General features: G+C 66.1%; 6 protein-coding genes and 1 pseudogene. 2 read left to right on the top strand and 5 right to left on the bottom strand.

What is annotated here, in order from left to right:
• Positions 1–118: 118 nt before the first annotated feature.
• Positions 119–1,003, bottom strand: a pseudogene (locus tag KBX46_RS15105) (helix-turn-helix domain-containing protein); the annotation flags it as partial.
• A 173-nt stretch (positions 1,004–1,176) separates the two neighbouring features.
• Between KBX46_RS15105 and KBX46_RS15100 the strand changes: the two are divergent.
• Positions 1,177–1,656 carry an NUDIX hydrolase gene (locus KBX46_RS15100; protein ID WP_210792972.1) on the top strand — a complete coding sequence of 160 codons (480 nt, stop codon included), beginning with the start codon at positions 1,177–1,179 and terminating at the stop codon, positions 1,654–1,656.
• A gap of 126 nt (positions 1,657–1,782) precedes the next feature.
• Here the strand turns inward: KBX46_RS15100 and KBX46_RS15095 are convergent, their stop codons facing one another.
• Entirely contained in the window at positions 1,783–2,976 is a 1,194-nt protein-coding gene (locus tag KBX46_RS15095; RefSeq protein WP_210792971.1) for a helix-turn-helix domain-containing protein, read from the bottom strand.
• Positions 2,977–3,226: 250 nt separating this feature from the next.
• On the opposite strand from KBX46_RS15095, the gene KBX46_RS15090 reads away from it, so the two are divergent.
• Positions 3,227–5,539, top strand: coding sequence for a P-loop NTPase fold protein (locus KBX46_RS15090; RefSeq protein ID WP_210792970.1), 2,313 nt, complete (start codon positions 3,227–3,229; stop codon positions 5,537–5,539).
• A gap of 79 nt (positions 5,540–5,618) precedes the next feature.
• On the opposite strand, the gene treZ is transcribed toward KBX46_RS15090, so the two are convergent.
• The 3 genes from treZ to glgX are packed head-to-tail and all read right to left on the bottom strand — an operon-like array spanning position 5,619 to position 11,765.
• Complete coding sequence (treZ, locus tag KBX46_RS15085) at positions 5,619–7,343, bottom strand: malto-oligosyltrehalose trehalohydrolase (protein WP_210792969.1); 1,725 nt, start codon at positions 7,341–7,343, stop codon at positions 5,619–5,621.
• Entirely contained in the window at positions 7,340–9,646 is a 2,307-nt protein-coding gene (gene treY / locus KBX46_RS15080) for a malto-oligosyltrehalose synthase (RefSeq protein WP_210792968.1), read from the bottom strand. The genes treZ and treY overlap by 4 nt, the downstream gene beginning before the upstream one ends.
• Position 9,647: 1 nt before the next feature.
• Complete coding sequence (gene glgX, locus KBX46_RS15075; RefSeq protein ID WP_088947972.1) at positions 9,648–11,765, bottom strand: glycogen debranching protein GlgX; 2,118 nt, start codon at positions 11,763–11,765, stop codon at positions 9,648–9,650.
• Positions 11,766–11,889 lie beyond the last annotated feature (124 nt).

Genomic DNA, 11,889 nt, shown 5'->3' with positions numbered 1-11,889 from the left:
GGGCGCACGCCAGATGAGAGCCACACCAACCTGCGGTGGGCAGCCGCGATGAGAGCGACCCCACCGGTCACCTCGACCAAGCCTGGCCGGGCTGCGGTCGTACCACCAGTCAATAGGTAGCCGCGATGGACATCCTCCAGAGCCCAACGTTGGTTGGCCCGAAGCAGCAGCCGTTGAAGCCGCCACCGTCGGCCGGGTCACCCAAACTCGCCGCCTCGCGTGCGGCCTCTGCGAGGTGGTCACGGGCAACATCCGGACGGGCGTCCACGGTCGAGGCCAGCGCAGCCATCAGGTGAAGCTGACCAAGCATCTGCCGCACCCGCACGTCGGCGGCATCTCCTTGAAGCTCCACCAGCGACCGGTCAGCGGACCTCGCCGCCAAGCGCGCGGACTCGATCGGCAAGCTCTGCGCGTACACGAAGCTGGATGCACCGATCCACGCCCGATCTTCGACGTCCTCAGCAGCCGATACAGATACCCGGGCGGCGTTGAGGGCCAGGTGGCGGTAGCCGAGGTGCCGAAGGCAGGTGGAAGCTAGGTAAGCGACCTGAGCGAGCGCGGTCCCGCCCTCGGCGGCGGCTTCGAGCAGCAGGCTCGGGAGCATGCGGGCCATGGCCGGATAGTTGCACGCATTGCGAAGCTGATCGGCACGGGCGATCTCGGCCGCGAGGTGTTCAGTTGTGTAGGTCGACGGGCGGCGCTCCCCGTCCTCAATCTCGATCAGGGCCGACCAGATGGCCGGCACGCACTCTGCGGCGCTCTCACGAGCCGGATCGCCGGGCTCGGTGCCTTGGCCAAGCAGGTCAGCCACGGTGACCTGGAGTGCAGCGGCGAGAGCGACCAGGGTGGAGCGACGGTCGATGGTCTTGCGACCCGACTCGACCTGCGACACGTACGACTGGGTAACGCCAGCGAGCCCGGCGAGGACGGCCTGAGTCATGCCGCCACGGCGCATTCGCCAGTACCGGATCCTGGCACCGATGGTGTCCGGCTTCTTCACCATTTCTTCGTCTACCCCCAGGTAGAGGACCGGACTGCGGCGCTGAACCGCTAGCCGTGCATCATTGGACGGTACCCCGCAGAGCGTCGAATCGGTGACGCTGAGTGCCCAGGCGCACGTCTGCGTCTGGTACGTCACTCCGCCCAGCGCCCCGAGTTCTGGATAGCCTCGCTGGCGTGACCTGGACGGATCCTGCCACCTGGTATGCCAACCTTGCCGCCTTTCACGCTGCCGCAGCCGCTTTCATCACCGACCCCGCCGGCAGGGTGCTGCTCGTCAAGCCAAACTACCGCGACTACTGGACGTTCCCCGGCGGGTACCTGGACGAAGGTGAATACCCACACGAAGCCTGCGCCCGCGAGATCCGGGAGGAGTTGGGGGTTACCGTGGCGGTGGGCGGGCTTCTCGTCGTCGATTGGGCGTCGCCCGCGGGGCCACGCCCGCGCGCACTCATCAGCTTCACGTACGACTGTGGGATCATCGCCAGTCGCAACGGCTTCAACTTGCTGAGGCAAGAGCTAGATGATGCCGCGTTCTTCCCCCTTCAAGAAGCTTTGCCGCGACTCCCCGGCAACGTCGGCTCAAGGGTTCACGCGGCAATGCGAGCCCGTGATCAGAAGACTCCGGTCTATCTTGCCGACGGCTCAGCGGTCTAACAGATCCTCGGCTGATGCTGCAACCTCAGGCGACGTGCCACGGACCTGCAACGCCTCAGTTGACCGTCGGCTGGGCGGGACTCGAAGGCGGATGTCAGGGCTGCAAGCCCGAAGGCGCGACCACCCTTACTTATCGGCCAAACTAATGCCGATGCGGCCGGCGATCAGTCGCAGCTCGTCAGGGATCGCTCGGCGCTGGGCGCGGTGGGCCAACGTCACCACGGCGTCGCGGGCGAGGGGATTGATGGCGAACGGGATCGGCGCTGCCCGCTCGGCCTGCACGAATGCTGCTAGCGCCTCAACGTCGCGGCGCCCGCCGTCCGCCAGGGCGCGACCGAGGTCGAGCCAATAGGACTGCTGGCGGATGGAGGCTGCGAGCACCTGCGGCCGGACCGCCCGGGACAGCTCAATGACGCGGCCGGACTCTCCCTGCTCGGCCGCGATCGACATCTCCCACAATCCGACGTTGGTCGGCCCGAACCCACAGCCGTTGAAGCCCGCGCCGTCGGCCGGATCCCCGAGGGTCGCCGCCTCTCGGGCCGCCTCTGCGAGGTGATCCCGAGCTACGTCCAAGCGACCGCTGACCGTTGATGTCAACGCGGCCGAGAGATGTAGCTGTCCGAGCATTTGTCGCACCCGCTCGTCGGCGGCGTCAGCTTGCAGCTCGATTAGTGACCGGTCGGCGGCACGGGCCGCGACGGGTGCGGACTCAATCGGCAGGCTTTGCGCATAGGCGAAGCGAGAGGCCGCGATCCATGCTGGGTCTTCGGTGTCTTCGGCGACCGCCCCAGCGAGTCGGGCGGCATTGAGGGCCAGATGGCGGTAGCCGAGGTTTCGCAGGCAGGTCGCGGCTTGGTACGCGACCTGGACGAGCACGGTGCCGCCTACGGCGGCGGCTTCAAGCAGAAGGTCGGGCAGCATACGAGCCAGCGCCGGGTAGCTGCACGAGGTGCGAAGCTGCTCGGCGCGGACGATCTCGGCCGCCAGGCGCTCCGTTGTGTAGGTCGACTGACGACGGTCGCCGTCCTCGATCTCGATCAGGGCTGACCAGATCGCAGGCACGCACTCAGCGGCGCCTTCGCGGGCCGGATCACCGGACTCTGTGCCCTGGCCAAGCAGGTCGGCCACCGTGACCTGAAGTGCGGCGGCAAGAGCGACCAGAGTGGACCGGCGATCGATTGTCTTTCGACCCGACTCGACCTGCGACACGTACGACTGGGTGACGCCAGCGAGCCCGGCGAGGACGGCCTGAGTCATCCCACCACGGCGCATCCGCCAGTACCGGATCCTGGCACCGATGGTGTCCGGCTTCCTCGACATGCCTTCTTACTCCCAGTTAGAAGACCGGGATAACGGCCACACATTCCTACCCGGCAGGGTTGCACACTACACCGGCAGGGGCAGTGGTGACCCTGACTGTCTGAGGCCGACTTACGGCGGCCATACATCAGGCGCGCGGGCATCCGTCAGCACTGGCCAATGTCGCTCCAGATGCCATCGCTATGCGGCGGGCGTGTCGGCTTTGTGACTATCTAACCCAACCAGGTGGCCAATCCTGTAGGTAAGGGTGATGCCCACCCTTCACGAAGGCGAGCCCAAGCAGCATCAAGCGGACGACATAGAACCGAGCACCGATGATCCAGAGGAGACGCCAGACGGCGACGACGGCCGTCTTTCCCGACTGAAGGAGGCGGCTTGGACTGCCGCTTACATTGCGCATGATTTGATTGAATGGCTACTCGAGGCTGCCTCCGCAATGGCAGACTATCAGAAAGAGCGGAAGGATAAACGTCTACAGCGCCGACATGAGGCATTCACAAAGAGAGTCGTTTCCGAAATTCTGACCATGCCAGAATTTTCCCACTCCGTAAGAGTTCATGGATCGGCACCCTTCGTCTCTTCGTACCTCAAGCAGCAGGAAGGAGACACTCTCCAGTATCATGCGGACCGTTACGAGGATCTTCGGTCCAAGGTGTATTTATGGACACCGCTGGCCTTGTTCCCCGCAGCATATTTCGTTTTGATCGGCCAAAAACTACCTGGCCTTTGGGGCGAAAACGATCGAAAATCATCCTCCGAATTCCCCTCAACTCGCTGGCTTGAGGAGCTTATCGACCCGCTGGGCACGGAAGGAGTCATTGCTGCCGGATCGGCGCTATCGATTCTTTTTGCAGCTGCACTGTACGGTGGGTATGTTGAAATCCGAGGCCATTTTTCCAAGTTTCCCCGTGTTAGAGCAGAGGCAAAGTCGGCCCTACTTCCGCATGTACGGGTGGCGCTCAACGCTTGGTCGGACCAGGAATCACCCACCGAACTCAAGTTCGAGCAGGCCCCGGCCTTGAGTTCATCCGCAGATCGCCAATATTTAATCGAAAGGGAAGAGATTGATCGAATCGCGACGTTAGTTCAAGAGCTAGGAGCCTCGGCTGTCGCAATCAGCGGCCCTCGTGGTGCCGGCAAGAGCACCTTGCTTCGAAGCATCGCAAGCAGCGAGTACCTGCGGGGCAGCCTCTGCATTTCGCTAGAAGCCCCCACTTCATATGAGGCGAGAGACTTCGTCATTACCTTGTACCGACAGATTTGTGAGCAGGTGATCTCGACGGTATCCGGAATGACCGACTCCCCGTCAAGGAAAGCTGGAAGGTTTGCGTTCACCGCAGTTCGAATACTGCTCGGATCCCTTGTGATCGCTATCGCATTAACCCAGTGGCAGCCAGCTCAACAATTCCTTAGGTTCAACATCAATATGCAGCTCGCTCCAGCAAATCTGCTGCAGGCGGGCAGCTACGCTGCTCTACTTATTGCGCTCTACGTGCTGGTAGGGAAGTTGCGGCCCTATCGAGGGCTGGCAGGAGCGACTGAATTGGTTGCGCGGGCAATTCGCGAGGAAGAACGTCTTCGCTTTCTTCAGAATGTTGCCGTCGAGCGCTCAGGTACCCTTAAAGCGAAAGTTGGCCTTGAGCTGGGTCGGAAGCGTACGAGGCAGCTTCTGGAGCAGCCCACCTCTCTGCCCGACCTGGTTCGCTCTTACAGGTCTTTTGCTGAGGACTCCTTGATTTGGTGGAGGCGCTTCTGGACGTCGGGCCATCTCGTAATAATCATTGATGAGTTGGACCGGGTCACTGAAGTTGAAGCCGCAGAGCGTTTTATTAACGACGTGAAAGGGATATTCGGAATTCGGCACTGCACGTATCTCGTTACGGTGTCCGAAGATGCACTATCGCAATTCGAGCGCAGAATGGTAGGAATTCGACCAGTGCTAGACAGCACTTTCGATGAGGTCGTAAGGCTTCCAGTACTCGACTTTGTTCAAGCAAAGGAATTACTGGAGCGTCGGCTAGTGGGGCTTCCTCACGCTTTCATAGCCTTATGCCATGCGTTGAGCGGCGGAATTCCACGCGACCTAATCCGAGCCGCCCGCACCCTTATTGATCTACGCCGAACAACGCGGCAAGTTGACCTGTGCGGCCTCACCCACGGGATCGTTCTTCAAGAAGTCGGGCGCTTGAAATCCGGCCTGATCGGTCGCGTCAATAACGACCTAGCCGGTTCCGCCGCATTTCGCCTACTCCGAATACTCGCGGACCCTGAGTGGCCAGCGCCCAATGAAACTTATATGCTGAATTCCGCATCTGAACTTATCCGTCAGGGGGAAGTTACTGAGGACGACGAGCGCGTCTCCACGGAGCTTGGGGTAGCGCTGTACTATTACGGTACGATTCTCCAGGTTTTTGCGGACTTCGAGGCTGACTCCGTCAAGGATTTCGATCGTCTGGCTAAGTCGGCTCAATCGTTAGCAGTGGCGCGAAGCGTTATGCCTGCAAGTGTGGAGCTAGCTTACGTACACTTGCAGAGACTTCGCGAAGAAGAATGCCTTAACTAGGCAGATTTCTATTTGGTGCGAACTTCGAAGCCGGGACCGCCAGGTGAACCACCGCGTTCAAAATGTCGACACTGGCAGCTCAGAGCGCCACGATCGCCGCAGTCTCCGCAGGCAACTCAATCCGGTCCCGCATAACGGTGACCCCCTCCCCCGTAGCCAGCAGCACCCGCCGAGCCACCCCAGGCAGCGACACCCCCTGCCCCCGCCCCGCCAGGTTCGCCACGACAAGCGTGTCCCCCCGCCGCATCACCAGGAACTGGTCCCCATGCTGCACAGAAACCGCGTTCAACCGAGGATCCGAGAGGTCAGGAAGCGACCGCCGCAGTGCGATCAACCGCTGGTAGAACGACAGCATCGAAGCATGCTCAGGCTTGTCCAGCTCGGCCCAGTCCAACCGCGACCGTACGAACGTCTGCGGGTCCTGCGGATCGGGCACGTCCCCCTCCGGCCACCCATGCGAGGCAAACTCCCGCCGCCGCCCGGTCCGCACCGCAGACGCCAACTCCGGCTCAGGGTGCGAGGTGAAGAACTGCCACGGCGTAGAAGCCGCCCACTCCTCCCCCATGAACAACATCGGAGTGAACGGCGCCGTCAGCAGCAACGTAGCCCCGACGCGCAGCAGAGACGGCGACAGTGAAGCCGAGATCCGATCCCCGGTAGCCCGGTTGCCGATCTGGTCATGGTTCTGCAGGTACGCCACGAACCGGTGCCCCGGCACCCGAGGATCGACAGGCCGCCCGTGGTGCCGGTTACGGAAGCTGGACCAGGTCCCCGCGTGGAAGAACCCGCCGGTCAGCACGTCCGACAGCGTTTCGAGGGAGCCGAAGTCTCCGTAGTAGCCCTGCCGCTCCCCCGTCAACAACGTGTGCAGCGCGTGGTGGGCGTCGTCGTTCCACTGGGCGTGCAGCCCGAACCCACCCGCCTCCCGTGGGGTGATGAGCCGCGGGTCGTTGAGGTCGGATTCGGCGATCAGCGACAACGGCCGCCCCAGGTGCGTCGACAGAGCCTCGACCTCGATAGCCAGCTCTTCGAGCAGCGGCACCGCGCGCGTGTCCGGCAGGGCGTGCACGGCATCCAACCGCAGCCCGTCGACGTGGTAGTCGCGCAGCCACATGAGCACGCTGTCGATGATGTAGCGGCGTACCTCGTCGGAGTGCGGGCCGTCCAGGTTGACCGAGCGGCCCCAACTGTTGCTCTGCTCGGCGAGGTAGGGCCCGAACTGCGGCGCGTAGGCCCCGGAGGGCCCGAAATGGTTGTAGACGACGTCGAGGATCACCCCCAAACCGCGAGCGTGGGCAGCGTCGACGAACCGTTTCAGGCCGTCGGGGCCGCCGTAGGGCTCGTGCGGGGCATACCAGCAGACGCCGTCGTACCCCCAGTTGTGTTCGCCGTTGAAGGCGTTGACCGGGAGCAGCTCGATCAGGTCGACGCCCAGCGACACCAGGTGGTCGAGGCGGTCGATGGCCGCGTCGAAGGTGCCGTCCGGGGTGAAGGTGCCGATGTGCAGCTCGTAGAGGATGCTGCCGGGCAGTTGCCGGCCGGTCCACGAGCTGTCGGACCACGCGAAGGCCGCGTGGTCGTAGCGTCGGCTCGGCCCGTGCACCCCCGCAGGCTGCCACGGTGACCGGGGGTCGGGCAGCGGCGTTTCGTCGTCGTTCAGCAGAAAGGAGTAGTCGAGGCCGGCGTCGGGGACGTCGACCCGCCACCACCCGTCGGCGGCGGCGCGCATCTCGTGGTCGGAGTCGCCGGCCAGGCGCAGCCTGACGCGGGTGGCGTCCGGTGCCCACACGGAGAATTCGGTCATGAAGCAGCCTCCACGGAAGCGGTGGGAGGAGCCAGCAGTGCGACGGGATAATCGGCCAGGAGGTCGTCCAGGGGCGTCTCACCGCCACTGTAGACCCGGCCGGTGAACAGGTCGGTAACCTCGTTAACGGGAAGCGACAGGGCCGTGTCACACCAGCCGCCGGCGCGGGCCAGGCCCAGCGGCAGGCGGGTCGCCACGGCGATCACGCCACCCCGGTCGAACGCCACCGCGTGCCGGCCCACCGGGCCGTGCGCCGGCACCGGTCGGTAGCCGGTGAACAGCTCCGGGTGCGCCCGCCGCAACCGCAGGGTCCGCGACACGACGAGCAGCTTCGCTGCGCCGTCGGTGTCGATCGGGGGACGCCAGCCGCCGTCGATCCGTGCCAGCAACTCTCGGCGTACGTCGAAGTCGACCGGGCGGCGGTTGTCCGGGTCGACGAGGGAGTTGTCCCACAGCTCGGTGCCCTGGTAGGTGTCCGGCACACCGGGCATGGTGAGTTGCACGAGCTTCTGCCCGAGGGAGTTGCACCAGCCGGCCGGGGTGATCGCCGCGGCGAGTTCGGTCAGCTCGTCGTGCAGGCTCGGGTCGTCGTACATCAGGTCGACCACGGCGTGCAGGGCCTGCTCGAAGGCCGCGTTCGGGTCGGCCCAACTGGTCGAGGCCCCGGCCTCCCGGGCGGCCTTCTCCACGTACGCGTGCAGTCGCTCCCGCTCGATGGGCCAGGCGCCGACGGCGGTCTGCCACAGCAGGTGGGCGAACGACGGGTCGGGCAGCGGGGCGTACTCCATCCAGGCCTTGACCTGCTCGGCCCAGCGGCCCGGCAGCTCGCTGAGCACGGCGAGGCGGGCACGGACGTCCTCGCCGCGTTTGGTGTCGTGGGTGGAGAGGGTGGTCATGCTGGCGGGCCAGCGCACCTGGCGGGCGCCGGCGAAGCGGTGGAACTCCGCCGGCGACACCCCGAAGTAGGCGGGGCTGTCGCCAACCTCGTTCAGCGCCACGAACCGGCTCCACCGGTAGAACGCGGTGTCCTCCACGCCCTTGGCCATCACCGCGCCGGTGAGCTGCGGGAACCGTTGGCCCAGCTCGTCGTCCGGGTTGCGCAGCCGGCGGGTGACCGCGTCCAGGGCGGCGGCCAGGTCGGGGCGACGGCGGCCGGCCTCGGAGCGGGCGGCGGCGAGGTGCCGAGCGCCGTGCGGCGGGTAACCGCGGTAGACCGGGAACGCGGCGGCCAGCTCGGCGAGCGCCGCGCGGGCCTGCTCGGTGGGCACCTCGGGGGCGAGGGCGGCCAGCCGGGTCAGCTCGGCGGCGAGCAGCCGGGTGGCAGCAGCCAGCTTGGTGGCGTGGGTCAGGTCCTCCCAGGAGGTGTGCTGCCCGGTCAGGCGCGTGTCCAGGGCGGTGAAGTCACCCTCGGCGTCGGTGTCGATGAAGAGCCCGCCGACCGCCGCCAGGGCGTCGTAGCCGGTCGTGCCGTCCACCGGCCAGTCCGGCAGCTCCTCGCCGTACTCCAGGATCTTCTCCACCACGAGCCAGGCCTGCGGCGCGGCGGCCCGCAACCGGGCCAGGTAGCCGGCCGGGTCACGCAGGCCGTCCGGGTGGTCGACGCGGATGCCGTCGACCTCCCCGGCGGCGGCCCAGCGCAGGATGAGCTCGTGGGTGGCGGCGAACACCGCCGGGTCCTCCACGCGCAGACCGGCCAGGCCCGCGATGGCGAAGAATCGGCGGTACGTCAGCTCGGCGTCACCCCGACGCCAGGAGACCAACTCGTAGTGCTGCCGGTCGTGCACCTCCGCCGCGCTGCCGTCGCCGGTGCCGTCGGCGATCGGGAAGCGGTGCTCGTGGTAGCGCAGCTCGTTGTCGACCGCCTTCAGGTCGTCCAGGGCGGCCGCGTCGTCGGCCAGCACCGGCAGCAGCAGCCGGCCCCGGTCCCAGTCGATGTCGAACCAGTCGGCGTACGCCGAGTCGCGCCCCCGGCGCAGCACGTCCCACCAGGCGGGGTTGGCCGCGGGGACGGCGACCCCGGCGTGGTTGGGCACGATGTCGACGACCAGCCCGAGCTGCTTGTCGCGCAGCGCGCGCAGCAGCCGCTGCCGACCGGCCTCGCCGCCCACCTCCGGGTTGACCTCCCGGTGGTCGACCACGTCGTAGCCGTGCTGAGAGCCGGGGGTGGCGGCCAGCAGCGGGGCGCTGTAAAGGTGGCTGACGCCGAGATCGGCGAGGTAGTCGAGGATGGCGGCGGTGGCGTCCAGGTCGAAGCCGGGGCGGACCTGGACGCGGTAGGTGGCCTTTGGAGGGGTGGCCGGCATGTCAGATCGTCCTCTCCAGCACGACGAGGGACCGGTCCGGCACCCGGATGGTGCCGCCCGCGCTGATCACCGTGGCGTCGCCCGGCTCCGGTTCGGCAGTGCTGATCACCCGTTCCCACTTCTGGCCGTACTCGCTGCCGGGCATGGTGAAGTCCAGCGGCGCGTCGTGGGCGTTGAAGCAGAGCAGGAACGAGGCGTCGTGGTGTTTCTGGCCGTACTGGCCGCGTTCCCGGATGCCCTCACCGTTGACGAACAGCGCCACCGAGCGGCCGAAGTCGTTGCCCCAGTCGTCGCCGGTCATCTCCCGCCCGTCGGGGGTGTGCCAGGCCAGGTCGGGCAGCGGCTCGTCGCTGCCACGCCCACCCACCGGCAGGCCGGTGAAGAACCGGCGGCGGCGGAACACCTGGTGCCGTTTACGGAACGCGGTCAACGTCTGGACGAACTCCAACAGCTGCTCGTCGACGTTGTCCCAGTCGACCCAGGCCAGCTCGCTGTCCTGGCAGTAGACGTTGTTGTTGCCGTGCTGGGTGCGACCCAGCTCGTCGCCGTGGCCGATCATCGGCACGCCCTGCGACAGCATCAGCGTGGCCAGGAAGTTGCGCCGCTGCTTGGCCCGCAGCGCGAGCACCGCCTCGTCGTCGGTGTCGCCCTCGACCCCGCAGTTCCAGGAACGGTTGTGGCTCTCGCCGTCCCGGTTCTCCTCGCCGTTGGCCTCGTTGTGCTTGTCGTTGTACGACACCAGGTCGTTCAGCGTGAACCCGTCGTGGACGGTGACGAAGTTGATGCTGTGGAACGGGCGGCGCCCGTCGTCCTGGTAGAGGTCGGCGGAACCGGAGATCCGCGACGCGAACTCGGCGAGGGTGGCCGGCTCGCCGCGCCAGAAGTCGCGGACCGTGTCGCGGTATTTTCCGTTCCACTCCGTCCACAACGGCGGGAAGTTGCCCACCTGGTAGCCGCCCGGGCCGACGTCCCACGGTTCGGCGATCAGCTTCACCTGGCTGACCACCGGGTCCTGCTGCACCACCTCGAAGAAGGTGGACAGCCGATCCACCTCGTAGAACTCGCGGGCCAGGGTGGCCGCCAGGTCGAAGCGGAAGCCGTCGACGTGCATCTCGGTCACCCAGTACCGCAGCGAATCCATGATCAGTTGCAGCGAGTGCGGGCTGCGCACGTTGAGGCTGTTGCCGGTGCCCGTGTAGTCGACGAAGTAGCGGCGGTCCTCCTCGCTGAGCCGGTAGTAGCTCGGGGCGTCCACACCCTTGAAACTCAACGTCGGCCCGAGGTGGTTGCCCTCGGCGGTGTGGTTGTAGACCACGTCGAGGATGACCTCGATGCCGGCCGCGTGCAGCGCCTTGACCATCCCCCGGAACTCCTGCACCTGCTGACCGAGGCGGCCCAGCGCCGAGTAGCCGTGGTGCGGGGCGAAGAAGCCGATCGTGTTGTAACCCCAGTAGTTGCGCAGCCCCAGGTCCACGAGACGGTGGTCGTGCACGAACTCGTGCACCGGCATCAACTCGATCGCCGTGATCCCGAGCCGGGTCAGATAGTCGATCATCGGCGGGGAGGCGATGCCCGCGTACGTGCCGCGCAGCTCCTCCGGGATGTCCGGGTGGCGCATGGTCAGCCCGCGTACGTGCGCCTCGTAGATCACCGAGTGGTGGTAAGGGGTGCGCGGCGGCTTGTCGTTGCCCCAGTCGAAGTACGGGTTGACCACCACCGACTTCGGCATGAACGGCGCCGAGTCCGCCTCGTTCATCCGCTCCGGCTCCGACATGTCGTAGTCGTAGACCGCCGGGTCCCACTGGATGTCACCGTCAATGGCCTTGGCGTACGGGTCGAGCAGCAGCTTGTGCGGGTTGCAGCGCAGCCCGTTCGCCGGGTCGTACGGGCCGTGCACCCGGTAGCCGTAGCGCTGGCCCGGCTCGATGCCCGGCAGGTACGCGTGCCACACGTAGGCGTCCACCTCGCGCAGCTCGACGCGGCGCTCCGCGCCGGTGTCCCACTCGTCGAAGAGGCACAGCTCGATCCGCTCGGCCACCTCGGAGAAGATGGCGAAGTTGGTGCCCATCCCGTCGTAGGTGGCGCCCAGGGGATACCTCTCGCCCGGCCAGACCTGCATGTCGCTCCTTAGACCATGGTTATGTGCACACCGGCCGAGATCGCCCGCGCGCACGCAGGTAGTGCCCCCGGCCCGGGCGCGCCAATCCATCCTTTCAGGCGACGGGCGAAAACCGCCCGTCTGA

It is taken from the genome of Micromonospora sp. C81 (assembly GCF_018070425.1).
Taxonomy (GTDB): domain Bacteria; phylum Actinomycetota; class Actinomycetes; order Mycobacteriales; family Micromonosporaceae; genus Micromonospora; species Micromonospora zamorensis.
Note: the sequence above shows the minus strand (reverse complement) of the source record. Positions and strands in the feature narration are given on the sequence as shown.

What these genes read in the sequence shown, in the direction of transcription:
- KBX46_RS15095 (WP_210792971.1), bottom strand. Translation starts at nt 2,976, where the DNA reads ATGTCGAGGAAGCCGGACACCATCGGTGCCAGGATCCGGTACTGGCGG.
- KBX46_RS15090 (WP_210792970.1), top strand. Translation starts at nt 3,227, where the DNA reads ATGCCCACCCTTCACGAAGGCGAGCCCAAGCAGCATCAAGCGGACGAC.
- treZ (WP_210792969.1), bottom strand. Translation starts at nt 7,343, where the DNA reads ATGACCGAATTCTCCGTGTGGGCACCGGACGCCACCCGCGTCAGGCTG.
- treY (WP_210792968.1), bottom strand. Translation starts at nt 9,646, where the DNA reads ATGCCGGCCACCCCTCCAAAGGCCACCTACCGCGTCCAGGTCCGCCCC.
- glgX (WP_088947972.1), bottom strand. Translation starts at nt 11,765, where the DNA reads ATGCAGGTCTGGCCGGGCGAGAGGTATCCCCTGGGCGCCACCTACGAC.